Annotated in this window: 22 protein-coding genes, 1 tRNA gene and 1 pseudogene; 12 read left to right on the top strand and 12 right to left on the bottom strand. The window is 39.6% G+C overall.

Going from position 1 to position 23,653, the window contains the following annotated elements; genetic code table 11:
* Positions 1-112: 112 nt before the first annotated feature.
* From J7649_RS01580 to ureE, 5 genes are read right to left on the bottom strand one after another with little or no spacing between them, the layout of a single operon-like run.
* Entirely contained in the window at positions 113-1,015 is a 903-nt protein-coding gene (locus tag J7649_RS01580; protein WP_004778080.1) for an urease accessory protein UreD, read from the bottom strand.
* 34 nt (positions 1,016-1,049) lie between these two features.
* Entirely contained in the window at positions 1,050-1,622 is a 573-nt protein-coding gene (locus tag J7649_RS01575) for a HupE/UreJ family protein (RefSeq protein WP_004778083.1), read from the bottom strand.
* A gap of 12 nt (positions 1,623-1,634) precedes the next feature.
* Positions 1,635-2,249 carry an urease accessory protein UreG gene (gene ureG / locus J7649_RS01570; RefSeq protein WP_004778085.1) on the bottom strand — a complete coding sequence of 205 codons (615 nt, stop codon included), beginning with the start codon at positions 2,247-2,249 and terminating at the stop codon, positions 1,635-1,637.
* A gap of 18 nt (positions 2,250-2,267) precedes the next feature.
* Positions 2,268-2,933 (bottom strand): urease accessory protein UreF, encoded by a 666-nt coding sequence (locus J7649_RS01565; RefSeq protein WP_004778087.1) that lies wholly within the window; start codon positions 2,931-2,933, stop codon positions 2,268-2,270.
* Complete coding sequence (gene ureE, locus J7649_RS01560; RefSeq protein ID WP_005090807.1) at positions 2,920-3,402, bottom strand: urease accessory protein UreE; 483 nt, start codon at positions 3,400-3,402, stop codon at positions 2,920-2,922. The genes J7649_RS01565 and ureE overlap by 14 nt, the downstream gene beginning before the upstream one ends.
* A gap of 623 nt (positions 3,403-4,025) precedes the next feature.
* Here ureE and J7649_RS01555 point away from each other — a divergent pair.
* The 3 genes from J7649_RS01555 to J7649_RS01545 are packed head-to-tail and all read left to right on the top strand — an operon-like array spanning position 4,026 to position 9,889.
* Positions 4,026-4,667, top strand: coding sequence for a hypothetical protein (locus tag J7649_RS01555; protein WP_005265722.1), 642 nt, complete (start codon positions 4,026-4,028; stop codon positions 4,665-4,667).
* On the top strand, positions 4,657-6,840 hold the full coding sequence (locus tag J7649_RS01550) for a hypothetical protein (RefSeq protein ID WP_044113116.1): 2,184 nt from the start codon (positions 4,657-4,659) through the stop codon (positions 6,838-6,840). Before J7649_RS01555 ends, J7649_RS01550 begins: the two co-directional genes overlap by 11 nt.
* Positions 6,833-9,889 (top strand): site-specific integrase, encoded by a 3,057-nt coding sequence (locus J7649_RS01545; RefSeq protein WP_044113118.1) that lies wholly within the window; start codon positions 6,833-6,835, stop codon positions 9,887-9,889. The genes J7649_RS01550 and J7649_RS01545 overlap by 8 nt, the downstream gene beginning before the upstream one ends.
* On the opposite strand, the gene J7649_RS01540 is transcribed toward J7649_RS01545, so the two are convergent.
* Positions 9,880-10,203 (bottom strand): hypothetical protein, encoded by a 324-nt coding sequence (locus J7649_RS01540; protein ID WP_052431342.1) that lies wholly within the window; start codon positions 10,201-10,203, stop codon positions 9,880-9,882. The two genes, J7649_RS01545 and J7649_RS01540, sit on opposite strands and share 10 nt — an antisense overlap.
* Positions 10,204-10,350: 147 nt before the next feature.
* Here J7649_RS01540 and J7649_RS01535 point away from each other — a divergent pair, with 147 nt between their 5' ends.
* Entirely contained in the window at positions 10,351-10,695 is a 345-nt protein-coding gene (locus J7649_RS01535) for a helix-turn-helix domain-containing protein (protein WP_000171483.1), read from the top strand.
* Between the two features lie 144 nt (positions 10,696-10,839).
* Here the strand turns inward: J7649_RS01535 and J7649_RS01530 are convergent, their stop codons facing one another.
* The 3 genes from J7649_RS01530 to J7649_RS01520 all read right to left on the bottom strand — a co-directional run bounded on the left by J7649_RS01530 (position 10,840) and on the right by J7649_RS01520 (position 12,763).
* Positions 10,840-11,145, bottom strand: a complete 306-nt coding sequence (locus J7649_RS01530; RefSeq protein ID WP_228738653.1) for a helix-turn-helix transcriptional regulator — start codon at positions 11,143-11,145, stop codon at positions 10,840-10,842.
* Positions 11,146-11,245: 100 nt separating this feature from the next.
* Positions 11,246-12,493 carry a tyrosine-type recombinase/integrase gene (locus J7649_RS01525; protein WP_129717164.1) on the bottom strand — a complete coding sequence of 416 codons (1,248 nt, stop codon included), beginning with the start codon at positions 12,491-12,493 and terminating at the stop codon, positions 11,246-11,248.
* Between the two features lie 193 nt (positions 12,494-12,686).
* Positions 12,687-12,763, bottom strand: a tRNA-Ile gene (locus tag J7649_RS01520).
* Positions 12,764-13,561: 798 nt separating this feature from the next.
* On the opposite strand from J7649_RS01520, the gene J7649_RS01515 reads away from it, so the two are divergent.
* The 3 genes from J7649_RS01515 to J7649_RS01505 all read left to right on the top strand — a co-directional run bounded on the left by J7649_RS01515 (position 13,562) and on the right by J7649_RS01505 (position 16,395).
* Positions 13,562-14,116: a 1-acyl-sn-glycerol-3-phosphate acyltransferase gene (locus J7649_RS01515; protein WP_004278932.1), complete on the top strand. Its 555-nt coding sequence runs from the start codon at positions 13,562-13,564 to the stop codon at positions 14,114-14,116.
* 248 nt (positions 14,117-14,364) lie between these two features.
* Positions 14,365-15,114, top strand: a complete 750-nt coding sequence (locus J7649_RS01510) for a YebC/PmpR family DNA-binding transcriptional regulator (protein ID WP_004731522.1) — start codon at positions 14,365-14,367, stop codon at positions 15,112-15,114.
* A 129-nt stretch (positions 15,115-15,243) separates the two neighbouring features.
* Positions 15,244-16,395: an IS4-like element ISAbe18 family transposase gene (locus J7649_RS01505; RefSeq protein WP_004645517.1), complete on the top strand. Its 1,152-nt coding sequence runs from the start codon at positions 15,244-15,246 to the stop codon at positions 16,393-16,395.
* Positions 16,396-16,461: 66 nt separating this feature from the next.
* On the opposite strand, the gene J7649_RS01500 is transcribed toward J7649_RS01505, so the two are convergent.
* Positions 16,462-16,932 carry an Lrp/AsnC family transcriptional regulator gene (locus J7649_RS01500; protein WP_004645518.1) on the bottom strand — a complete coding sequence of 157 codons (471 nt, stop codon included), beginning with the start codon at positions 16,930-16,932 and terminating at the stop codon, positions 16,462-16,464.
* A gap of 380 nt (positions 16,933-17,312) precedes the next feature.
* Here J7649_RS01500 and J7649_RS01495 point away from each other — a divergent pair.
* Positions 17,313-18,710 (top strand): annotated as a pseudogene (locus J7649_RS01495) (hypothetical protein).
* A gap of 64 nt (positions 18,711-18,774) precedes the next feature.
* Here the strand turns inward: J7649_RS01495 and J7649_RS01490 are convergent.
* Positions 18,775-19,539 (bottom strand): glutathione S-transferase family protein, encoded by a 765-nt coding sequence (locus J7649_RS01490; RefSeq protein ID WP_219309031.1) that lies wholly within the window; start codon positions 19,537-19,539, stop codon positions 18,775-18,777.
* 294 nt (positions 19,540-19,833) lie between these two features.
* On the opposite strand from J7649_RS01490, the gene ychF reads away from it, so the two are divergent.
* Together ychF and J7649_RS01480 are read left to right on the top strand one after the other, a co-directional pair.
* Positions 19,834-20,925, top strand: a complete 1,092-nt coding sequence (ychF, locus tag J7649_RS01485; protein WP_004645523.1) for a redox-regulated ATPase YchF — start codon at positions 19,834-19,836, stop codon at positions 20,923-20,925.
* A gap of 210 nt (positions 20,926-21,135) precedes the next feature.
* Positions 21,136-21,753, top strand: coding sequence for a superoxide dismutase (locus J7649_RS01480; RefSeq protein WP_219309029.1), 618 nt, complete (start codon positions 21,136-21,138; stop codon positions 21,751-21,753).
* 190 nt (positions 21,754-21,943) lie between these two features.
* On the opposite strand, the gene J7649_RS01475 is transcribed toward J7649_RS01480, so the two are convergent.
* A complete protein-coding gene (locus tag J7649_RS01475) occupies positions 21,944-22,441 on the bottom strand; it encodes a hypothetical protein (protein WP_004645527.1) in 498 nt (165 codons plus the stop codon).
* Between the two features lie 103 nt (positions 22,442-22,544).
* Between J7649_RS01475 and J7649_RS01470 the strand changes: the two genes are divergently transcribed.
* Positions 22,545-23,297: an AzlC family ABC transporter permease gene (locus J7649_RS01470; RefSeq protein WP_004278940.1), complete on the top strand. Its 753-nt coding sequence runs from the start codon at positions 22,545-22,547 to the stop codon at positions 23,295-23,297.
* Positions 23,294-23,641, top strand: a complete 348-nt coding sequence (gene ygaH, locus J7649_RS01465; RefSeq protein WP_219309026.1) for an L-valine transporter subunit YgaH — start codon at positions 23,294-23,296, stop codon at positions 23,639-23,641. Before J7649_RS01470 ends, ygaH begins: the two co-directional genes overlap by 4 nt.
* The last annotated feature ends 12 nt before the right edge of the window (positions 23,642-23,653 follow it).

Raw genomic sequence — 23,653 nt, 5'->3', positions numbered from 1 at the left:
TTCTTCTTTCGCTCTCGCACGTTTTGATTTTTAGTGTCCTAACCCAAAGGTAAAATGAACACTTAATCTATTAATCTTGCTAGACCTATCTACTTTCCAATGATGGCAAAACTTAAGTGCGCCAAATCCGTGGGAATTCTTCTGCTAGGTCATACCAATAGCGTCTTAAACGGGCACGGACTGCTGCAAAAGCATCATGGCATTCACGTACATCATCGCCTAAATAACGTGCACAAATCACATCATCTAACAGGGTTAAAGTCACCGCTAGATTCATCCGCATAATCAATTCACGGATTAATTCGATATGTTCAGCCAGTAATGTTGTTTGCCTTAAACGCGATGGTGCTACTGCCCAGAAACTTCCCATCACAGCATGTCCATTCATACCTAAACAGGATGTAAGCCACCGATCCTGCCCCTTAAAATTTAAACTATCTGCAACCAATAATTTGTCTGCACGATACAGCCTAAATTTGCTTTGGTATTGCCCTTGCTGAAAAATTTCACCACGTGCTTGTCGACCGATGACCAACATATCCCACCCAATAAAACTGGCCATTTCATCTAGATGAATATGTGTTTCAGAGTCTGCATTGGCACCATCAAAAAGCATGGTTTCTTGCGGTAACCATTCAAATGTCGCCTGTGCTGCGACATGTATATGAATATGCTGATAGGCTTGCTTGCCATTGGTTTTGTACCATTTTCCTGCACCGGGCGTGGTAACTAACGCATGCGCATTCGCCTCAACTTTCATATCAAAAGTCAGATGGTCTCCGCCAGCAATTCCTGCTGGTGGATGCACAATAATTGCATGGCAAATACCAGTTTTTTCAGGCCACAACATCTTCTGAACGCGTACAGGCCCATGATGCTTGCGATGCTGTAATACGGTTCGATTTGACTGTACTTGATAGGCAAAACCAAGTTCCAAACAGGCATACCACAGTTGGCTGTTATGCTGCTGTTGTGTCGATATAAATTTTGTTTCGCTTAATACCAGATCATTCATTTGCATCTCCCTATTATTTGAGATGAATGAGGCATCAAGCTAAACCAATTACAGCAACAATAGCTGTCAAAGCACCAATCATTTGCTTACCATAAGGCACATATTTTTGAATAAATGCGCCGACGAGCAAACCGAATACGTATATAGATGCCATCGCTGTAACCATACCAACGACCAGTAAAACTGCCTGACCGCTTTGGCCAAGTTCCGTACCATGTGCGATGCCATGAAAACCGGCCAAAAGTGCAGCAATAAAAGGAACGGCTTTATTGGTTTTGGTCCAAAGAGCAACAGCCAATACAATTAACGACGCAATAATGCCGTTTTCAGCAATTGCTGTTGCTAAGTTGAATTGTGCACCGATCATAAAACCGACAATCATTGCGGCAGATAAACCGAATAATCCGGCCCATTTCCAGCGCTGGTGTGCAGTCCAAATCAATACGCCAAATGCTAACGCCATCATTAGATGATCAAGCCCTGTAAATGGATGCACAAAACCGCTGATAAAACTATTATGGCTATGCTCATGGCCTGGATGCGCCATTGCTACCAAGGGAAAGAATGCCAACGATGTGAAGGTAATTCTTTGCAATAATAACTTCATAGTGGATGCCCCTTATGCTTTAAACAAACCTTGTTTCTCAATAAAGCTGATGATGTCATTTAAGCCATCTTTAGTTTTCATATTGGAAAATAGAAAAGGTTTTTCACCGCGCATACGTTTCGCGTCTTGATCCATCACATCTAAATTTGCTCCAACCATTGGTGCAAGGTCGGTTTTGTTTATGATTAACAAATCAGATTTGGTAATACCGGGGCCACCTTTACGCGGAATTTTCTCCCCACCCGCCACATCAATTACATACAGGGTTAAATCTGAAAGTTCCGGGCTAAATGTTGCTGCCAAATTATCACCGCCACTTTCAATAATGATCAGTTCAAGGCCATCAAATTTTTCGCACAGGTCATCAATAGCCGCTAGGTTAATGGAGGCGTCCTCACGAATTGCGGTATGCGGGCAACCACCTGTTTCTACACCAACAATACGCTCAGGTGACATAGCTTCATGGCGTGTTAAAAAGTTGGAATCTTCTTTGGTATAAATATCATTGGTCACCACCGCCATATTGTATTTTTCACGCAGTGCCTGACATAAATTTAAAGTAAGCGCTGTTTTACCTGAACCAACTGGACCGCCAATACCTACGCGTAATGGGCTACGTTCTGTCATGTGAAATGTCCTTTATTTTTAAGATCTAAATAATCGTGAATATTGTGTTTCGTGTGCCATACTGAGCATGGCGTAATTAGGTAAGGCGCTACTGAGTTCAGCATCTTGCAGTGCTAAAGCACGTTCAATTGCCTCTGGAATCAGCCCATGAACATGCCATAAAATCCGTTGTCCACTCATCTGTCCAAGTGGTACAGTTTTCACGGCAGCCAACACCTGATTTTCAAGTACGGTAAAGGTATAAGCAGTCAAAACCTCTGCAACATCAAGTTCGAGTTGCCCACAAAGATGCGCATAGATGGGTACGAAACCGATCTGCTTTTTTAATTTCACAGGCTTTTTCAGCACATCACGAATCCACGCATTTAATGAAAATGCCAATTGCTGTGATTCAGCCAATAACTCTTTGCTTTCTCGACTTGCTCTATATAACTGCGCCCAGTATTCAAACTGCTCAGGCTGATCAAAAGATATTATTAGGCGTTTCAAAACGGGCAGCTCAAACCGTACCAAAAGCATTTCAAGCACTTCTTCAAAATAAGTAATGCTCGAGGTTTCATCAAAAATTAAGCTCTGATCAATCGCACTTTCTACCCCTTGAGAATAACAGTACGCCCCAATTGGTAGTGCCGTTGAGGACAAAGTCAACAGACTTAAAAGCTGTGAAGCATTAGGTGTGAACATGATGCAAAGCCTTAATTGGGCTTAATCTGTGATCATGCTGATGCTGTGCATAAGCACCGCTTTCAGGCTCAAATGGATGCATGGTTTCATATACCGTTAAACCAAGTCCAATTATCATTTCAGCCAATACATGATCTGGCTCAAAATACAGCGCCGTTGGTGTGAGCATTAAAGGGACGTGACGATTACCTAAGTGATACGCTGCTTTTAATAAATCAAAGCTGCTTGGTGCTTCTACTTTCATGAGTTTTTCTGCTTTGGCATCGACACGCAGTACATCACCCTCTTGAGTTGCGATATATGAACCGTGCCTTAAAATGCCGGTACGGGGTAAATCTGCACCAATATCGTGCCCGTTAGCTAAAGTTGCACGAAAACGGCTCTTTTGTCGTGTATCAAATGTCAGTTCAACTATCTCAACATTTTCTTGTACGACATTACCCTCAAGTCTTTCCGTATAGATTTTCATAAATACCCAATCTCAATTTCTTTTATCGTGATTCGTGAACTAAATTGATGCTAAATTCAGCATTAAATGAATGATTTGCATTAAAATAATGCACTATTCATGCCAATCTTATTTTGCCAAGCGTTTTATTTTTGCCGTGTCTATCTAATTATTTTGAAATTTGCTTCGTGCAAGACATCTTAATTATTAAAAAATATGTGATTGCCGATAATTATTCAGATGGCCATAAAAAAATCCCCCCATCGATGGAGGATTGTAGAAATAGAATTTATGCCAATCTAGCTAAGCATTAATACACATCTCGTCGGTAGTGACCGGCCTTACGTAAGGCATTAATTTGTTTAGCACCTAAAATTTCTACTAAAGCATCATCAATACCTTGGGCCATATTTAAACTACCACAGAGATAATACAAAACACGAAGAAACCAGCCACATTCACATCAAATAAAATCAATAACTTAAAATAAAAATTCCAAATACACCCTATTTCCCACCCGCTTTGAGCCTCTCAAATTCATCAAAAACCGCCCACATTTATAACCACTTTCTTGATCTTTTTATAAAAATTAAAAGTTTTTTGTACTTCTTGATCTAAGTTAAAAAAATCAGGAGGGCGAATAAATGAAGCCTACAAAAGCAAATTCTCAGCTAGCCAATAAAAGACCGTTTTATACAAAGGAGGTCATGATCCGTCCTTACCCGCCTCTGTTCAAAATTTACCAAAGCTACGCTCAGATTTTAAATGCCTCGCAACTGCCAACACACTTTCAACATGACGTGAGCCTAATATCTGCTACTGCACCTGCTCCAGCTGAGTTATTCGCAACAGATAACTTTCTTCTTGTTTATATAGCACAACAACAAAATATTCGAATCAAAGCTCGAAGCATTGTAGAAGCTGATGTAGACCTCATTCAGGTTCAATATCAACTCAGCAACACACTCTTTAAGTTGATGACTGAGCTCAAGATCAATCCACAGGCTCTTAATCCCGATAAGCTACTTCATAACTTAAATCAGTCTCTATCGAAACAAGCAATTTACGATGTGAATCAAAAGCTTTATGACAAACCCAGATGCAGTCTTTCTCGAGACCTACTCGCTAAGTTAATCGATTGCAGTCGTAATCAGCTACTTTATCGCCAGAAGCAAATCAACGGCACTCACGACCTACGAATTCAAGCACTCAAAAATAAATGTAAAGCACTCACGAGCGTACAACCATGCGCATCACAATTTTGGAGTTTAGACCATGAAAATTGAAAACATCATTGAGCGAATGCTAGATCATGAATTTTTTGATCAGGACTATCAAAATGCTATCGCACAGCACTTAAAACCTACAGTCTTAATCCCTGAATTAAAACCCTTATTGAAAACAACAGTCAGCTTCGATGCAGACTCTAAGTTTGAACTCCCAACAAAACTACCTCTCCCCCCAAGTGTGTCTAAACATCCGATCTGTGCCTATCTCTATTCAGTAGATCAGCATGAATATCCTGTTATACAACGATGGGCTGTGCATAATTTACATGCAGCATGTATTCTTAAAGCAATTCCGAATCCGACTGAAAAGGATCACCAAACCACCATTATTAGAGTGTTTAATCGATTTAGATTAGCAAACGAAGCTTATGCCGCATCGCAACAAGGCAAACAATTGAATCGGTATCAGCAGGAATATTTGTGGTTATGGGAGCAATTGCCTAGCCATGAGATTACCTTGGCTGACTTCGTGAAGAGTTTACGGGAATTAGAAAACGACTCTAAACTCAATCGTTTTCAGTATCTATTACTGCTTGATATACGGCGATTCTATGATTATGTCTTAGCACTTAAACCCAAGAAACATTACTCAGCACCACCCAAGCACATCGATGAGCCAATTTATTTGGATGAACACAACGCCATTTTACACTGTCCATATGACATGCCTCAGAAACAGCATCCTGCTCTCTTTTATGAGGAATTACAGGATGAACAGCCAAATCAGCAATACTCACTCAATACAGCGCAGGTATCGCCTTTAGCAAGCCAATCGAGTTATTTGCAACATCAAGTGAGTAAACTGACACAACAGCATATCATTAGACAACAACATAATTTTAGCTGTAGTAAGCATTATCCAGATTTCAACAGCCTGAGCTTACTTGTAAAACATTGCCATCAAGTCTATTTGAATCATCCAGAAAAAAATAAAGCGTATCTTTTTATTCTACTCAGTTTCTTAAGCGGTGTTCCGATTGAGCAATGGCTGGAGTTACAGACAAATCAGCGCCGTGTCCTAAATAATCGACAGAAGCTCATTTTAGAAAACGACCAATATTTTTTACGTTCAAAATTCACGCTATTTGAGAACACTGACTTTAAATTTAAAGAACAGTTACTCAATCAAGTGACCTACTTCGACTTACCACTAATTAAAGAATTAGTAGATGGTCTAAAAAAATCTCCTGTTGTGAGCCAGGAGCAAGTCAATCAAGCATTAAAAAAATGCCGTCACGAACTGTTTATTCCGTCTTTATCAACTAAAAAAATAAGTGTTTTACTACATCATTGTATTTATAGACATACCAAGAACGAGCAACTCGCTGACATACTTACGGGTATTGATGCCAATCGATCGGTTTCTATTTCATATTGCTCATATCCAATCTACCGCTTACAGCAAAGTTATCAATCAACAATACAACAACTCTCAAATGCGTTAGCAAAAGAAATTCATGTCGTTGATGATGAACAATTAAGATTTGGTAGCGGCAAAGCTCCCAAAGCCCCGACAGTGACTGCTATATTTGCCTACTTACAACATCAGATCATTCAAGCCCGACACAGAAACCAAATGCTTGAGATGTTCAATCACTACAATATTTGGCTTTGGCACATTTTATTGCTATTCACTGCTGCTCGACCTGTAATTGGATTCCCAGGTTTCTTACGAAACTTTGATTTAAAACAAAAATGGCTTTGGGTTTCGGACAAAGAAATTCACACAAGAAATGAAGATGGACGCTTAATCCCATTATGTGATTTTGCAGTTCAAGAAGTCCGTCAATTTATTGGCTATTTAGGTGAATTCCAACAACTTCATCCAGAGCATCAATCACACATTCAAGAAATTTTAAGCAGTAAAAAGCCTCTGCTGAGTGTTTATCAACATGGAGAATGGCAAGCGCTTAGCCCTCATCTTATAAGCTCATTTACTCGTGTTATGGAGATCAACCACGCAAATTGGCTTAGGCATACAGCTCGTGCATATCTCACCGAAAAAGCAGATGAAAATTTAATTTTAGCCACGTTTGGGCATGAGCAAAACCAACAAGAAATCGGCCAAAAATTCTCAAGTCTGTCTCTTCAACAATATAGAGCCCTCGCTGATTACCTTAACGAGATGCAAAATTTTTACAGTATCGATGGAATGTATGAACATGCCTAAACAAACAAAGTATGCCCATGAACGCCGTGCGAACAACAGAGACCAAAAGCGAATTAAAGAGCGTATACAAATTCAAGCGATCATAGATGAGTTTCTGTCGTTCGAGCAATTACATCAAGCACAGCAGTCAGAAAGCATAACTACTGTCTATGACCAAGTTAACCAACACTTAGACCAACTAAAATGTAGTTTTTCTCTAAAAAAGGCATTTTATCAGCAGTTCCGTAAACGTATTATTCAATCTAATCGTGCCTATCATACTGATTTACCTTTACCCACCAAGCATCTCGTTTCTATTCAACGTACGCCGTTACTATTCAATGAGACTTGGCTAGAACAAACTAAATACATCTCACAGATCAAAGAAAAACTTTTAAGATATTGGTATACGGCGGATGACTTTACCATAGATGAAAGCATTGGAAATATACTGATCTGCGCAATTCTCTATGGTGGGATCTCTAATCTTTCGAGCCTAACAGCTTTGCTAGAACATTTAAAACAACAAGGTTCGATTGATCAGATCTCAAGAATACAAATCCCTCTGATCTTTCTAGAACCACAATCACCACATTATGGTGATTTATATGACCCTAAACGTCCCTTAAAAAAATCTAGAAATTTTGTACCCGATCGGCTAACACTGCTATGGATTACTAGGTTTAAAACACAAGCAATAGATATCCAACACGATTGTTACACTTATATCAATTGTATTTTTAATGCATTAGCACTTCCGTTTAATCCAAAACAATTCAAACAATTCTTACAGATGGCTAGTCATTCATGGATGCAACTAGATAGGGTTGATTTAAGCCCAGCACTAAGTCTTTGCTTATCAGAAGAGATTGAGACCTGCGGTTTAAGTCCAAGTGTTTTTAAACGCTATCTCACACCTCAGTTATCCAATTTCGATTTACAACAAACTGAAGAACCTCTACCTAAAACGCTAAATCCCGCAGAAAAAGAAGAAAAATCCTGCACAGATCACTCTCTAGATTCATCGATTGCATTGCATAAACAAATTTTAAAATTTTTTAGAAATAGTGATCAGACCGTAACAGATCTAAAAAATTGCTTACTCAACCAACATGCTCATCTTCCAGAAAATGCGAAGAGGCTCGGGCTGTGGTTATACAGCTTGTTTCATCCTACACGAGAAGATATTGAATATATTGCCGAGCTTTATCAGCTCGATCAAAGTAAGTACTCGCGTCATATAGCTCAACAGCAAAAAATTCGTCATAGCTCAATATATAGCTACTACACAAAACTCGCAGAGACTTGGTTATTGCACAGTACAGATTATCTAGAAGAGCTCAATCTCAACGATCATTTAGAAACGATTTATAGCCGTATGTTAAATGGCGTAGGTAAATCTAGATCACAAAAATTCGATCTTTTAAAACGATTCCATCAATTTCAACAGATGCTCTTTAACGCTGAATCGTTCCCTCTCAGCACTGAAGGACTACGTATTCACTCACCCAAAGCTGAGATTATTTCAGGAAAAACTTTTCAACATCTACTCAGTCAGCTTAGTCAATATAAAAACTCAAGCTATACCCCACATGATTTAGAAATGCTGAGTATCGTATATACGATAGCTTTTCGTACTGGCATGCGCATCAATGAAATACTCGGCATGCGAATCAAGGACGTGGAAGGTGTCAAAGCAAGTTCCATTTGGATACGTACATATCGTGCAAAGCATCAACAGCATTTTCTTAAAACGGATAGTGCTGAGCGCAATCTCAACGTTCAAATTTTACTTAGCGAAGAAGAGCATCTCCAATTTCAGAAATACTGCAAGGCACGCCGTATAGCCTATAACCCCAATCAATACCTATTCACGATGTGGAATAGTGCAGAACGTATTAGACCCTACATGGTCACCACACCTTTTCAAAAGACACTTGATTCAATTTTGCCAAATCATTGCTATACCTTCCATTCACTGCGACATAGTGCGACGAACAATCTAGCTATAATTTTGACTATGGACTACGAGTTTGTAAACGTCTTCACTGACTATTCACCTAGGCATTACAACTTGATTCGTAGTCAGCTCTTATCGTCTCAAACACCTCAAAATTGTTGGTATCTACTTGCCCACTTATTGGGCCATATTGATCCTACTGAAACCTTTAGGAGCTATTTGCATCTAGCTTATATAATGGCAGGTTATCAATTAAGAAAATTTGACCCATGTTTGGATCGAACCGTTATTCGAAAAATCTGTCCAAGCTTAAAATCATCTAAACACCAGCAAATAGCACTTAGCTATTACGATGAACAAATAGTACAAACAATAAAAATAAAACCTATAACAATGCCTGATGAATACATCAACACATCTAAGATTAAAGGGGATTTAGTTCAAGCAGAAGATAGCAATTTTTTCTATGGAACCAGTAAATCTAGTTATCCATTTTCTCTAGTCATAAAAATCCTCAAAGCCTTAGATCAATCATATACACCAGAGCTTCTTTCACAACAATATGATTTTCCAATTGAGACTCTGATGCCATGGCAACAGAATATACTTAGGCTCAAACAACTCAAAAACCGTAAAAATCGTCCGCGTTTCATCATTAATGCCGAAAAATCAGAGCGCGTACTTCCGCACATTGAAACTGCCGAAGACAAAAAACTTTTAGAATATTTTTTTAAACAGCTTAACCAGCATAGTTGTAATGATATCTATATATTAGATGCACTACATATTTTTGAAATGAAAGCCAATATTTCACATGCAGGATTAATTTTTAATGCTAATGATGTAAGACTAGCAAATCGATTTTTAAGGGGTATTTATTCTTTATTTCCAGAAAAATATTGGCATAAAGCGATATCACCTGACATTCCTCAGGAGAAGCTCATGGCAAGACTACATTCTAAACTCCCTTCTTGTCGTACGAACAGCAGTTTAAGTAACTCCTTTAAGTTGGAGCTGATATCTCAGAAAAATGGTAAATCACTCGGTATCTTTCGCTACTGCCTGTTGATTCTACTGATTTTATGTACGCAGTTGCCAGATCATAATTGATCTGGTTGATAACAGGAAAACTCATAAAAATCTTGAACCAATTTTTCATAAACATCAGAAAAATTGATTAACTGTTTTGGTTGCAAACCATAATGCTCAAAATAGCGAGCATCAATAAAGTAAGCCAAGCCGATATGCGTATTTAGATAAGTAGATACGCCAAGCTGCCTACAAAAATCAGGGTTATATTGTAGCTGTAACGCCGTATTTAGAATAATTTTTGACGTCACAATTTTAGCTACATTGCGAATATTCAGATGCCGAATACTTGGATGCATTGATGTCAAAACGCGACTCGAAGAATAATCCATCATGATCATTTGACCTTCTATTAATTTAAATTTTTATCAAGTAATGATTTAGTTGCTTCTCGTTTCGCAAGTTAACATCTAAACTATATCTATATTTATATAAAAACATGACCAAAACGTCAAGTTTTTATTGTCTATTTGGCGGTAATAATGACACTTGAATTAGACCCGAATGAATTTAAAATTCGATTGAAAGAAGTTAGAAAGATACGAAAGCTAACACAGCTAGAACTTGCTGAAAAAACGGGGATACCCGTAACCTCGATTGCGCATTTTGAGTCAGGCTCTCGTAAACCCTCTTTAGAAAATTTCTATAAGCTCATTGTCGTGCTTAATGTATCATCCGATTACATCTTGGGACGCTGTGAAAAAATGAGTACCTCAGCGATTGATCCTATTACTAATGCTTTACAGGACCTACCAGAGTTGGAGCGTAAAATGATTGAGAAATTCATTGTATCTTTGACGAATGAGAACATTAAACAGAATGATTAGATGTGTTATTAAATAAAAGTTCTGGAAATTAAAAAACCACATAATGTGGTTTTTTTGCATAGCAGCATAATGGCTATAAATACATAATGTATTCGCTATGAAGAAAGTCACCATCTATTTCATAGATGGTCATTACAATTCTGATTATCTCTCACCTCTACATTTTGTTTTGTAATTTCTATACCATTCTTCTATTTCTTCAGTATCAAAATAGACCGCTGCTTGGCGAGAAGCCCCTTCTTTCAAAAATCTTGGGAAAGTAGGATCATTTTCGATAATTTTGCGCAAGCAATCTCGGGTGACATTAAGCAACTCACAAACTTGATTGTATTTTAAGCGAAGAGGCTTCAGATTCTGATAACCAACAGGTATATCTAAATCATCATTTTTTTGAACAGTACGTACAATACTTCGACGAGTATGTGATGTAGGCGCTTTAAAATGATCCAACTGAGGATCCTCATTTAACAATAGAGAAACCATCCTAGCAAAAATGAACAATTCAAATCCCATCCGTTCAAAAACTCACAAAAGTCTCCACTTTTTTAAATTAATACTTAAGTAAAGACTCAATATAACCACTCCACCACTCCATGATTTCATATCGTTCTTCCAAGTGTGCCTCTTTATCATATGCTCCCTTGACCCCAGTTTTTAAATGAGCCAATGCTGATTCGATCACCTGCCATTTGTCACTATAGCGTTTATTCAAATTGGAGGATGCAATATGTCTAAATCCATGTGGATTTTGTTTTCCTCGATAACCTAATCGATTCAATGCCGCATTAAATGTTAAATTCGAAATTGGCTTATTAATGCTATCGCGACTTGGGAATAAGTATTCACTTTCAGGTGAAATTTTCTTTAGCTCCATCAATAATTTAATGACATGCTTGGACAAAGGAATCCCATGTTCGATACCTTTTTTCATTATATTTGAGGGACGTATCCACACCGCCTCATCAAAATCAAATTGCTCCCATTTCGCCTGTCGCAATTCCCCTGGACGAGGAAACATATGTATTAAAAGTTCTAAGCCTATTGCAATCGGTCTGGATGAGGAATTTCGAATTAATGAAATCATTTCTGGAAGCTGTTGAATAGCTACATGCTTCATACTTTGAGATTCCCCTTTCGCTAAATAATCACCAATCCCTTCCAATGGATTATATAAAATACCTTTTTTAAATTTTGCTAAACCATAAGCACCTGAGCAACATGAAATAAGCTTTTCAATTCTGTTATAAATTCCTTCATTCATTTGCTTGTTAGTAAAAAACTCCAACCATTCTGCTGGTGTAATTGATTTATATGGTCGATGTCCAAAGACAGGAATTAAATGTCGTTCAACCGATTGTTTTTCCTTTTTATAAGTATCAGCAGCCCAAGTCTGCTTTTTTCGCTCTAACCACTCATAAATAAGATGCGAGAATAAAGCCTTTTCCTCCTCAAGCTGAATTTTCTTAATCTCAACCTGTGTTTGAATTAGTATTTCACCTAGCGTCATGGCCTCTGCTTTTTCACGTGCTTGCGCATAACTTACAGATGGATAACTACCTAATCCTATCCATGCCCATTTTCCTTGATCATTCTTATATCGATATTGCCAATGTTTTTTGCCATTCGGTTTAACCCTACAATACAAACCTGGAATATCAGTAGGCTCACGATATTCTTTCGCTTTGGGTTTAAGTGTTTTATAAATTTCTTCAACACTTTTTTTTCGGCGAACCTTTGTATTCTGCGATACAGATCTTAGACGAATATCATCGTGAGTATTAACATCAAAAACATTCATAACTTATGGAATCTCCAGTAATTTTTTCCTTGGTGTATCCCTGAGTTATATTTTAAATTTAGGATACAAACAAGGATACACAGAGCGTGTTCCCATACGAAGTTATATAAGTTTAAACAAAGCAATAAAAAACCCTTAACTCTATTAGAATTAAGGGTTTAGATCTTATATAAAGCTATATAAATATAAAATTTGGTGGGCCCAGACAGACTTGAACTGTCGACCAACGGATTATGAGTCCGCTGCTCTAACCAACTGAGCTATAGGCCCTATATGCTGAAAACTTTATTTATCAATAAGTTCAGGCGTCATGAATACTAGCTAAGATTTTTTGGAAAGACAAGTGCTTTTATAACTGCTTGAACATTTAGGCAGCAATCATGGGCGACTTGTCTTAGTCAAAATTCAGTTACTTAAGACTTCAGTATAGGAGGCATATAGAAAAATGAGATACATGCTGCATCATTTAAGATAAATGAGCCTTTATCTTGAATTTAATCCGGTCTACTAAGGGTAAAACTGATAGATTTAAGGTCTTAGTATATCTATAAGGTATCAAAATTCTTTATTGCTCAGGCAGCAATGTTAAAGGAATAGCCTAGAACTAAAGAAGATAGAATGACTAGAATTCAGACTTCATTTCTTCGTCTTTATGTAAATCCTGCTTAATTTCGATCAAAGACCATACAATTATAAGCGCAAAAATCAATAGGGAGACTACGAAGGCTGTCATGTACGTCATACTTTTCAATCTCAGAGTAGAAAGAATAAGAAAATAGAAAAGACCTGTATCAGTCTTCTTCTTCGACAAAAGTCTAATAACTAAAGTGTGCTCTGGATAGTCATTTTTTCATCATTTTAAGACTTTTTTTGTATCTACTGATATTTTTAAGATATTAATATTATTTTATTTATATATATTAACTCTTAATTTTGCAGCTTAAAAAGATGAATAAATCATAGATTTTTACATTATTCGCTGATTTTATTGGAAAGCCTATTGACTGTATGGGCGAACAAGATGAAATTATGCAGTTCTCTACATACAGCTTTTACTTCTCCGTACTTATGCTAAACAAATTCCTTGGCGAATCTGCATTTAAACTTGCAGGTTGGCAATATCATGTCGAACCAGATGTGCTTGAAGACAAACAGGTCATTATTGGATTCGAACATACCTCAATGATGGATGCGGTACTGTCAATTGCCCTGTTCCAGATCTATGATCTCAAGGTACATACCTTGATCAAAAAAGAATTATTTAAAGGACCCTTCAAGCCATTATTGAACGCTGTGGGTGGTATTCCGGTTGACCGCAAGGCCAGTAAAGATATCGTGACCCAGATGGTGGAACATTTTCAGAACAATGAAAAGTTCAATCTGGTCATTGCACCCGAAGCAACACGTGCTAAACAAGGTGAAGCACGCAAACCGATCCGTACCGGTTTCTGGCATATTGCCAAGGCTGCCAATGTACCGATCGTGCTATTATATGCCAATTCCAAAACCAAGCAAGGCGGTATTCTCGGCAAGATTTATCCGACAGATCTTGCGCATGACCTGGCTTTGATCAAACAACTTTATAAAGACAAGGTTGGTCTGGATATCGTTATTCCAGAATAAGCTTTTTAAAAAGAAAAGCACGGACATAATCAGCGATTCTGCTGTTTATGTCCAAGTCATCTGTCCATATAAATGTATAAATAGAATTATAAATTCCCCTATCCTCTTTCTATTTTTCCTCGATATTGCACTTTTTTTGTTTTTATCCTGAAATCTCAAATCCAGACACTTTTTTTTAAAAAAACGCTTATGGTAGAATTTCGGCATTCTGATAGGCATACAGCCAATCTACAAGGAGCATAGTTCGCATGGCGGGTCATTCCAAGTGGGCCAATATTAAGCATCGCAAAGCAAAACAAGATGCAAGTCGTGGTAAAGTTTTTACCAAATACATTCGTGAATTAACCACTGCTGCAAAGCTTGGTGGTCCAGATACTGCAAGCAACCCTCGTCTACGTGCTGTGGTTGAAAAAGCATTATCAGTGAATATGACACGTGACGTGATCAACCGTGCCATTCAACGTGGTGCTGGTGGCGAAGATAACGATGACCTGAAAGAAGTGACCTACGAAGGTTATGGTGTAGGTGGTGTTGCGGTTATTGTTGAAACCATGACTGACAACTTGAACCGTACTGTGCCTGACGTACGTCATTGCTTCTCTAAAACTGATGGTAACCTAGGCACTAACGGTTCGGTGGCATTCCTGTTCACGAAACGTGGCGAGATTACTTTTGAAGATGTTTCTTTGGAAGATCAAATCATGGAAGTGGCATTAGAAGCAGGTGCGGAAGACATCGAAGTCACTGAAGATGAAATCCTGGTGATTACTACACCTGAAGCTTTCGGTGATGTTCAAGATGCTTTAACTGCTGCAGGTTTAAAATCTGACAATGCTGAAGTGGTGATGAGTCCTTCAACCAAAGCAGAAATCACCGACATCGATCAAGCGAAAAAAATCATGAAAATGATTGATATGCTTGAAGATCTGGATGATGTACAGAACGTATATACCAACGTTGAATTCTCAGATGCTGTTTTAGCAGAACTTGATGCTTAACTGTCACTGATTCAAAAAACGCACCTTAGGGTCACTGCTGTCCCATAGTTTGCTTTAAATAAAAAAACCTGAGTCCTAACAGTTAAAATATGAGTGCAAACAAACACTTTAACGACCAGGATTCAGGTTTTGTCACATCAGAATACCGTATTTCATGAGCTAATTAAACCTGTTGTGCGACAGGATTTTGAACAACTTGCTAAAGTACACCATGTTGGACAGAAATTTAGAGCGGCTTCCCGGTGGGATCAGTTTATTGCCATATTGATGTCTCAATTCTCTTGTAGACAAAGTCTGAGAGATATTCAATCCAATTTGGAGTGCCAACAGGAAAAGCTAAGTCATCTCGGAGCAAAGTCTATTCCCCGAAGCACGCTGGCACGAATCAATGAGCAGCAGCCTGCTGCCTTGTATCAACAGCTATTTCACAAGTTGCTTAAATACTATGAACACTCAAAAGTAGCTCATAAATTTCGCTTTAAGAATCCCTTGTATTCCTTGGATGCCAGTCATATTGACCTGTCGCTTTCCTTATGTGAATGGGCCAAAGTTCACGACTCAAAAGCCAGCATGAAACTCAGCATAGGATTGAATCACAGCAATGATATTCCTGAGTTTGTTGCAGTTGAAAATGGCAAAGAAAATGACATGGTACAAGGCCGCAAATTCCAGTTTCCTGCTGGCAGCATTGTAGTTTTTGATAAAGGCTATGTCGATTACCAATGGTATGCAAATCTGACTGCTCAAAACATTGGATTTGTCACACGTTTTAGGCCTAAATCTGTGTATCAGGTGATCCAGCAACATCCAGTGCTTGAATCCAAAGGTATTCTAAAAGATGAAACCATTCAGCTGAATAGCGCACATGCCCTAAAAAGAAAAGCCCCAGTGTTAAGAAGAATTGAATATAGAGATCAGCAAAGTGGCAAGCACTTTAGCTTTCTCAGCAATAACTTTCATTTAGCCGCCTCCACCATTGCGGCGATTTATAAAGATCGTTGGAAAGTTGAGCTGTTCTTTAAGGCGATTAAGCAGAATCTCAAATTAAAAGCGTTTCTAGGCCGCAGCAGGAACGCAATTCAGACACAAATCTGGATTGCGATGATCGCCTATTTATTGGTGAGTTTCGCTCAACATTTAGGGAAAACAGGTTGGACAGTTCAACGTTTACTCAGAATAATTCAAGTGAATTTGTTTGAAAGAAGAACTTTAAAAGCTTTATTTTCACCCGATAAAATACCCATAAAACAAGAGGAAGCTCAAATGAGCTTCCTCTTGTGAAAAATTGTGGGACAGCAATGACCTTAGGGTGCGTTTTTTTGTGGCTGTCGACCACCCTAGCTTTGATTAAACTTTATTGAGTAATCCGCTACAGTTAAAGACATTATATTCTTTAATGACAAAGCTTGAATGCAGTGCAACCACATGCTCAATTTTTCCAATCCGCTTGAGCAGGATTTCACTATAATTTTCCATATCCCGCGCCACGACTTCGACAATAAAGTCCGCAGACTGACCGGTGACCAAAAAGGCATTAATCACTTCGGGAATACTTTCCAGTTCTTCCAGAAATTTAGCAAAAGTATCACTATCATGTTTGCTTAAGGATACCTGCAACAGCACATGCAGACTGAAACCTAATTTTTGGTAATTGATTTCACGTTTTAAGCCACTGATAATATTATGATCTATTAAGTGTTTGATCCTGCGATGCACTGAACTCACAGATAAATTCACCCGTTCGGACAGTTCATTCAGATTGACATCTTCATGGGTCAATATTTCTAGAATATGTTTATCGAAACGATCCAGTTCCATTTTTATACTCTTATATCAATAATCAATAGATGCAGAAAATTTTGCGCCATCTCTGTTATACAATATTTATTTATTTTTCACAAAATTTTCATATTCTGAAATTTTTTTCCAAATGGGATTTCATTTTATAAATACGGTTTTCAGGATGGTTTAAATGACCGTTAATCGCATTAATTAAAAATATGACCAATGGTATTTTAAGTTAAATCTTTATTTTTAAATTATTTAAATTGGCTAAACATAGCAACAGATAGGCTATTCCTCTCAGCCCCTACACGACTTAACCGTCCATCTTTTACAAGTGTATAGAAATAGATTAAAACAAAGGCGCTTTAAAAACAAAAATAGCGCATTTCAAAAATATTACACAAGGAACGGTCATGGCTTCTAAACTTTTAAGCTTGATAAAAACAAAAGTGAGTCCTGTTTTAACCATCGAAACCCAAACAAAGAGCTTACTGGGCGGCTTATTCGGTGGAACGACATCAGGTACCCTCACCAATCTTATTGGCAATCTCACCGGATCCAATACTTAACCTTCGGTCAGCTCATTATTAAATAATCTCCTTTCTGGAAGCAGCCTGAGTACGACAAATCTCAGCAATTTATTAACTCAGTTGTCTGGTTCGAATGCCTCAAGTCTAAATATTCAAAGCCTGATCAGTAGCTTAACCCAATCCAATGGCGGTAGCTTTAATATTACCCAAGTCACCAACTTATTAAAGAGCTTAATGGGGAGCAATAGCAGCAGCCTGGATCTTGAGACTATTTCTAAACTGGTGGGCGGCTTATTGGGCGGCAGTATGGGCAATATTGATATTGGTAAAATTTCTCAACTGGTCGGTGGCCTGATCGGTGGTTCAAGCAATATTGATATCGGTGCAATCGCGGGTCTGGTCAGCAACCTCATCGGTGGTAATGGCGATGTCGATATCGCACAAATTGCTCAACTGGTGGGTGGTCTGATTGGTGGTTCTGGTGGATTGGGCGGTGTAGATATCGGTGCCATCGCGGGTCTGGTCGGCAACCTGATTGGCGGTAATGGTGAAATTGATATCGCACAACTTGCTGAATTGGTCGGTGGTCTGATCGGCAGTTCTGGCGGATTGGGCGGCATAGATATTGGTGCCATTGCAGGTCTGGTCAGTAACATGATCGGTGGCAATGGCGAGATTGATATTGTACAAATCGCTCAACTGGTCGGTGGTCTAATTGGTGGGTCTAGCGGATTGGGCTGTGTAGATATTGGTGCGATCGCGGGTCTGGTCGGCAACCTGATTGGCGGTAATGCAGGCAGTGATTTTGATCTTGGTGCTATTACCGATTTAATTAGCGGCTTTGTAGGTGGAAATGCAACGGGTGGTTTTGATGTCGGTGGCTTCACTGACTTACTGAGCGGTCTGATTGCGAATGGCTCAAATGACATAGACTGGGGTGGGTTATTGGGTAATCTGAATCTCGGTAGCGATCTGGATCTGGGTGGTATGATCGAAGGTATTTCCTCTGATTCAAACGGCTTTGACTTAGGCAGTATTGTCGAAGGTGTTGGTCAGTTGGTTGGTAGTGGCTCTTCGATTGAACTACCTGACCTCGGTGATCTTATCCAAGGGGTGGGCGCGACTGATTCCAATATTGATCTGTCTGCTCTCCTGCCTGGCATCAAAGATACGATTCAGAATATTGGCAGTGGCGGTTCTTCATCCGGATTTGATTTTGGTTCACTCCTCAATAATTTTACTAAAAATATTGATATCGACCAGACTAATCCTTGGGGTTAATCATAATCTCATCAAAAAAACGCGCTTCATGCGCGTTTTTTAATTTTGAAAGTAGCATTTAAACTTATATACCACGCCAGTCTACCCGTGCATTGCGTTCGGTTCGGTAAATACGACAAATATATTCACCCAGTGGTAGCTCATTCAAATACTGCTGATAGTCACGATATTCTTCGGACAAGGTTTCAAAATTTTCTTTTTCCCACGGCGTACCTGGAATCGCCAAAAGCGGTGCCAACATGGAACAGACTGCAATATCCGCCAGACCTAAACGATTTCCGACAAAATAATGCCCACCTTGGCTGACCAGCATCTGATTGAGCTGCTGTACAGCAACATCGATGTGTTGTTTAGATTCCGCCACGGTTTCCTCATTCAATGCATAACCCTTGGCCACCATCGCTTTCAATAAAGGTTTAGAAAATTTTTCAAACTGGCGCAGATAGCCCTGCTCACCAATTAAAATATCCAGAGATTCATGATCAGAAGTCAGTGCTTGAGAGAGCATCCAGCGACGGACATGACGACCCAATTCCAAAGTAATTTCATTAATTTCTAAAGCTTTATTTCGAAAATACCCTTCTGCGTGCAGTAAACGATGTTCTGGATAAGTATCATCCAAATACAGAGCAATCTGGGTGGAATCTGCGATCCATCGATCCTGATCACGCAAAATAGGCAGACGATTCTGGCCTGTTTTCAGGCGGGCAAAAGCGCGGTGTACCCCGGGTATCAGATTGTGAGCAACATAGTACAGCTCTTTATGGTCCAGCATCCAACGTGCTTTTTCGCAAAAGTGAGATAAAGGAAACTGGTATAAAGTTCGCATGTATGCTCCATGTTTATCGTTATTGGATCAGGGCGTGTAGGCCGCTGTTTTATTCAGATACTTTAGTCACTCACTTTTAGAAAAACAATGTGATTTTTATTCAAAAGTAAAATACTGGCTGATTATTCCTCTATGGTTGGTGGACTCACTACACATCCCGGAAAGCTCAGCGAGTCATTTTAGGTCGCCAGAAGCATTTGATTGCAATAAACCACAAGCACATGACCTGACTTTAGCCGTGCTTTCATGTAAAATCGGGGGCAATTTTTATATAACGCTTTTGTGAGTTATTTCATGGGTTTTAATTGCGGTATTGTCGGCTTGCCGAACGTTGGTAAATCTACACTTTTCAATGCCTTAACCAAAGCTGCTATTGCTGCAGAAAACTTCCCTTTCTGTACGATCGAACCAAACACCGGAATTGTACCTGTTCCTGATCCACGTTTAGACAAATTGACTGCAATTGTTAAACCGCAACGTGTTATTCCGACTTCTATGGAGTTTGTAGACATCGCAGGTCTGGTAGCAGGTGCTTCTAAGGGTGAAGGCTTGGGTAACCAGTTCCTGGCCAACATTCGTGAAACTGATGCAATTGCTCACGTTGTGCGTTGTTTTGAAGATGAAAACGTGATTCATGTGAATGGTCGTATTGATCCACTAGATGACATTGCTACGATTAATACCGAACTTGCGCTTGCAGACTTGGATGCTGTAGCCAAAGCGATTACGCGTTTGACTAAATCTGCTAAGGGTGGCGACAAAGAAGCGCTAGCTACTAAAGCAGTTCTGGAAAAAATCCAGCCTTTACTGGATGAAGGTAAACCGGCTCGCGCAGCGGACCTAGATGATGACGAACGCAAGCTGGTTCGTGGCTTTGGTTTAATGACGCTTAAACCAACGATGTACATTGCTAACGTTGCTGAAGACGGTTTTGAAAACAACCCGCATTTAGATGCAGTGCGAAAATTGGCCGCTGAAGAAAATGCGATTGTGGTTCCACTTTGCAACCAGATTGAAGCTGAAATTTCATTGCTTGAAGATGAAGACCGTGCTGAATTCCTTGAAGCAATGGGCATGGAAGAACCGGGTTTAAACGTTGTAATTCGTGCAGGTTATTCATTACTGGGCCTACAAACTTACTTCACCGCGGGTGTACAAGAAGTTCGTGCCTGGACCGTAAAAGTTGGCGCAACTGCACCACAGGCAGCAGGCGTGATTCATACCGACTTTGAAAAAGGCTTTATCCGTGCAGAATGTATCGCTTATGATGATTTCGTGCAGTACAACGGCGAAGCCGGTGCGAAAGAAGCAGGCAAATGGCGTCTAGAAGGTAAAACTTACATCGTTCAGGATGGCGATGTTTTACACTTCCGTTTTAACGTTTAAGTCATTGCTGTTAAAAAAAGCCCCTTCTTGGGGCTTTTTTATTGCTTATAAAAAGAGGATTCATACGTATAACAGGCTTTCTGGAAGCGCATAAGATCAACATATATTAACAATAATGATAACTATTCTCATATATGAATATTAAATTAGAGTGTATCTTAAATCTAATGAAAAATAACCTAACTCCATTCTCCCCAAGGAATCCTGCCAATGAGCTACACCTTGCCTGTACTGCCTTATGCTTATGATGCGCTAGAGCCTCATATCGATAGCAAGACTATGGAAATTCATCATAGCAAGCATCATCAAACTTATATCAATAATATCAATGCAGGAATCGCGGGTACAGAGTGGGAAGATTTATCAGTCGAAGCCTTAATTAGCAAATTCAATGAAGTGCCCGAGCAACTCAGACAGAACGTGATTAATAATGCTGGTGGACATGCCAATCATTCCCTGTTCTGGACAGTGATGAGTCCAGACGGCGGTGGTCATCCCAAAGCTGAAATTGCCAAGGCCATTGAACATGAATTAGGAGGATTTGAGGCATTTAAAGAAGCATTTACCCAGGCAGCGCTTAGCCGTTTTGGTAGTGGGTGGGCCTGGTTAAGTATGACGCCAGATCAAACGCTTATTGTAGAAAGTAGCGCCAATCAGGATTCTCCGCTGATGCATCGCAATATTCCCCTTTTAGGTCTGGATGTCTGGGAACATGCCTATTATTTACAGTATCAAAACCGTCGTCCGGAATATATCTCAGCTTTTTTCAATGTCGTGAACTGGAAAGAAGTAAATCGTCGTTATCTGGAAGCGTTAAACGCACTTTAAATCTTTGAGGAGATCTGCCATGTCTACACGTACAATGATTCAACGCATGATTGGCAGCACACTCCTGATCTGCGGTGTAATGGTACTTTTATTAGAACATATGTGGCTGCCCTATTTTTAAAGCTTATTTTGCTAAAAAAGCCAGTCATTCAGACTGGCTTTTTATAAGTACATTTAAATGGGCAAAGGTTTATTGCATATTGGCAATTGCAGTACCTTTTTGCTTAGGATCGGTATTTCCGAGTGCAGGATGGGCAATGGCATTCTGACATTGCAGTTTATCCCGCTCATAATCCGCCTGTTTTTGTTGCAGACTATTACCATTTTCCATGGTCGTCCGCGCCCAGATTTCCAGACTGGTCAAAGCTTTACGACACAGAGCATATTTGCCTTCGGTCACCGAATCGGTCATTTTGACATTAATACGCCAGTCTGTACTCAATTTACGTGCTGGTTGACGTACCTGTGTTTCCAGCTGATCCACTTCTTTATTATAGACCAGTGGATCCACTTCATTGATCAGTTGCCATGCGGCATTGGCATAAGTCGTCGCATCATTAGTCAATTTAGGTGCCGGTTTAATTTCTGGCTTATCAGTCGATTGACTGTCATTCCCACACGCTTGTAACAATATTGCCGTGCTTATTAAAGCAGCAATCAGCATCGCACGTGTCTTGAACATCCACATATCAGGCTCGCCAATTTAAACATTTCGGCACTATGCTATTAAATTCACGTAGAATACACAATCTTCATTTGACCCATCGTTCAACTCTCCTTCAAGGTGTGTCGTGTCTGAACCGAATCAACTCGCTACGCAACCTGCTGGCTTCTGGCAAGGTGCAAAAGATAGCCAAGCGATTATCTTCACTTATTTACCAGTGTCGTTTGCTTTTGGTGTTTCAGCCACTCAGTTTGGCTTTACCGCCTGGGAAGCACTGTTCCTGTCCTGCTCGATGTATGCAGGTGCCAGCCAGTTCCTGGTGGTCGCTCTCTTAGGTAGTGGAACATCTATCTGGATGACGGCATTAACCGTGATTGCCTTAGACATTCGTCATCTGCTTTATGGCCCTGCGTTACAAAATCTGATTCAAGACCGGCTGAATTTAAAGAAAACGGCAATCTGGTCTTGGGGTTTGACCGATGAAGTTTTTGCCTCCGGCATGATCAAGCTCTCGCAACGGCGACAGGAATGGTCAGAATCCTGGATGCTCGGTTTAAGCCTGTTTAGCTGGATGTCCTGGGCACTCGGATCTTTCCTCGGTGGATTGTTTGCCGATCAGGTCAGCAACCTGCCGCAATTCTTACAGGCTGCGCTGGATTTCTTGTTACCTGCGCTGTTCCTGAGCTTCTTGTTAGCCGCTTTTGAGAAAAAACATACTTTTGTTGTAGCTGTCACAATTCTGGTGTCTGCGATTGCCTGTTATTTTATCGACCTGTCTGCCGCGATCTTTATCGGTATAAGTTCTGGTATTTTCGCAGGCCTGTTTAAGCACTATATTTTGAAGCAGCCAGATCCTGAACACGCAGGAGATCAAGCATGAATCTAGAGATTATTCTGGTCGGGATTTTAGTCGGGATTGCCAATTTTGCCTCGCGCTTTGGTCCTTTTTTTGTCATTCAAAAATTTCAGCAAGGTTCGCAAAAACGCGGAGCGTTGTGGCTTAAAATTGCCTTGGGTTCAATCGGTATTGCTGCGATCAGCTCTATGCTGGTGGTTGCTACCCTGCCGCCTTTATTAGAAACGCCGAATAAAAGTTTTGCGATGCTGGTTGGCTTTATTGTGCTCACGGTTTTGTACTTTAAGGTTAAACGTATCGTGATGGCGACCCTAACTGCAGCACTAACCTATGGGTTGGTTTACACCTATGTTGCAGTACCCTTTTAAGCTTTAACTAGT

The organism is Acinetobacter lwoffii, from assembly GCF_019343495.1.
Classification (GTDB): domain Bacteria; phylum Pseudomonadota; class Gammaproteobacteria; order Pseudomonadales; family Moraxellaceae; genus Acinetobacter; species Acinetobacter lwoffii_P.
This window is presented reverse-complemented; position numbering and strand designations above follow the sequence as displayed.

What these genes read in the sequence shown, in the direction of transcription:
- J7649_RS01565 (WP_004778087.1), bottom strand. Translation starts at nt 2,933, where the DNA reads ATGTTCACACCTAATGCTTCACAGCTTTTAAGTCTGTTGACTTTGTCC.
- J7649_RS01575 (WP_004778083.1), bottom strand. Translation starts at nt 1,622, where the DNA reads ATGAAGTTATTATTGCAAAGAATTACCTTCACATCGTTGGCATTCTTT.
- ygaH (WP_219309026.1), top strand. Translation starts at nt 23,294, where the DNA reads ATGAATCTAGAGATTATTCTGGTCGGGATTTTAGTCGGGATTGCCAAT.
- J7649_RS01515 (WP_004278932.1), top strand. Translation starts at nt 13,562, where the DNA reads ATGCTAAACAAATTCCTTGGCGAATCTGCATTTAAACTTGCAGGTTGG.
- J7649_RS01525 (WP_129717164.1), bottom strand. Translation starts at nt 12,493, where the DNA reads ATGAATGTTTTTGATGTTAATACTCACGATGATATTCGTCTAAGATCT.
- J7649_RS01555 (WP_005265722.1), top strand. Translation starts at nt 4,026, where the DNA reads ATGAAGCCTACAAAAGCAAATTCTCAGCTAGCCAATAAAAGACCGTTT.
- J7649_RS01540 (WP_052431342.1), bottom strand. Translation starts at nt 10,203, where the DNA reads ATGATGGATTATTCTTCGAGTCGCGTTTTGACATCAATGCATCCAAGT.
- J7649_RS01535 (WP_000171483.1), top strand. Translation starts at nt 10,351, where the DNA reads ATGACACTTGAATTAGACCCGAATGAATTTAAAATTCGATTGAAAGAA.
- J7649_RS01550 (WP_044113116.1), top strand. Translation starts at nt 4,657, where the DNA reads ATGAAAATTGAAAACATCATTGAGCGAATGCTAGATCATGAATTTTTT.
- J7649_RS01545 (WP_044113118.1), top strand. Translation starts at nt 6,833, where the DNA reads ATGCCTAAACAAACAAAGTATGCCCATGAACGCCGTGCGAACAACAGA.
- J7649_RS01580 (WP_004778080.1), bottom strand. Translation starts at nt 1,015, where the DNA reads ATGAATGATCTGGTATTAAGCGAAACAAAATTTATATCGACACAACAG.
- ureE (WP_005090807.1), bottom strand. Translation starts at nt 3,402, where the DNA reads ATGAAAATCTATACGGAAAGACTTGAGGGTAATGTCGTACAAGAAAAT.
- ureG (WP_004778085.1), bottom strand. Translation starts at nt 2,249, where the DNA reads ATGACAGAACGTAGCCCATTACGCGTAGGTATTGGCGGTCCAGTTGGT.
- J7649_RS01480 (WP_219309029.1), top strand. Translation starts at nt 21,136, where the DNA reads ATGAGCTACACCTTGCCTGTACTGCCTTATGCTTATGATGCGCTAGAG.
- J7649_RS01490 (WP_219309031.1), bottom strand. Translation starts at nt 19,539, where the DNA reads ATGCGAACTTTATACCAGTTTCCTTTATCTCACTTTTGCGAAAAAGCA.
- J7649_RS01510 (WP_004731522.1), top strand. Translation starts at nt 14,365, where the DNA reads ATGGCGGGTCATTCCAAGTGGGCCAATATTAAGCATCGCAAAGCAAAA.
- J7649_RS01500 (WP_004645518.1), bottom strand. Translation starts at nt 16,932, where the DNA reads ATGGAACTGGATCGTTTCGATAAACATATTCTAGAAATATTGACCCAT.
- J7649_RS01475 (WP_004645527.1), bottom strand. Translation starts at nt 22,441, where the DNA reads ATGTGGATGTTCAAGACACGTGCGATGCTGATTGCTGCTTTAATAAGC.
- ychF (WP_004645523.1), top strand. Translation starts at nt 19,834, where the DNA reads ATGGGTTTTAATTGCGGTATTGTCGGCTTGCCGAACGTTGGTAAATCT.